This is a genomic window from Peribacillus sp. NPDC058002 (assembly GCF_042886655.1).
Classification (GTDB): domain Bacteria; phylum Bacillota; class Bacilli; order Bacillales; family DSM-1321; genus Peribacillus; species Peribacillus aracenensis.
The window spans coordinates 1-1,105 of record NZ_JBHVQU010000535.1 but is presented as its reverse complement, the minus strand read 5'-3'; the positions used below and the strand labels follow the sequence as shown (position 1 = coordinate 1,105).

At 38.3% G+C, this 1,105-nt stretch carries 1 protein-coding gene; it reads right to left on the bottom strand.

Translation table 11 applies throughout. The features are described from left to right. Positions 1 to 273: 273 nt before the first annotated feature. Positions 274 to 1,105 (bottom strand): anhydro-N-acetylmuramic acid kinase AnmK (gene anmK, locus ACFVSH_RS26915; protein WP_387708892.1); only part of this gene is annotated, 832 nt, incomplete at its 5' end.

Genomic DNA, 1,105 nt, shown 5'->3' with positions numbered 1-1,105 from the left:
CATCAAATATTGATGTGCTTTCTGCTCTTTTCCAATGGTTAAAAAGCATACATACCTTCAATGGAAAATCCAATCGTGACGTTATTTTCTTCAAATAGCTGCTTCAGGATAAATAAACCAAGTGGGTGGTCCATTTACGGTTATATACGGGGGGCATCGCTATCATACTAGGTGATTGCCATAATAGTGAATTTATGACGGATCAAATGAAAAAACCCCTTAAGAAATCCAAGGGGGAAGGGTGGCTTTTATTAAACCTATTTTATCTTATGTTTATTTGCTAATCCGATGTAAAGGAGGGAAGGTCATGTTTCCAAGGATGACATTGAATTCAGCTCCGGTAGCCTTGGGAACGTTACTTGTATTACCATGGAAGGTTTCATTTGCAAGTAATGCAAAGGCCACCGCTTCTTTCGCTTCGGAAGAGTATCCCAAATCTTCTTGAGTCAAGACTTGTATGGAATTCCCAAGCATTGATTGAATCATATTTAATAACGTTTTGTTATAGCTTCCACCTCCGCCAATAATCACTTCTTCAATATTGGTTTTTGGAAAGATGAAATTTCGATAGTTCTCCACAATGGACTTTGCTGTAAACATCGTTACTGTTGCTAAAATATCTTGACTTGGAAGTGATTCAAACATCTTTAATAGTTTTACTACATATTCCTTGCCAAACAATTCCCTGCCAGTTGATTTTGGTGGACGGCTCATAATATAAGGATGACTGATGCAATAAGATAAAAGTTCGTCATTGATTTTTCCTTGTTTAGCTATGTTACCACCTTCGTCATAGCTTATATTGAACAATTGGCGGCATACTTCATCAATGATCATATTCCCAGGCCCTGTATCAAAAGCATACATGTCATCAAGAGATGCTTGCTTGGGTAAGACGGTAACATTTCCAATGCCCCCTATGTTTTGAAGTAATCTTCCCTTCCCTTCACTTCTATAAAGAATGTATTCGGTAAAAGGAACAAGAGGAGCTCCTTGTCCACCAGCTGCCATGTCCATCGTACGAAAATTTGAGATAACAAGTGTGTTTGTATCGTGAGCAATTACTGCGGCTTCCCCAATTTGCAAAGTGGAGGGTATATAATTT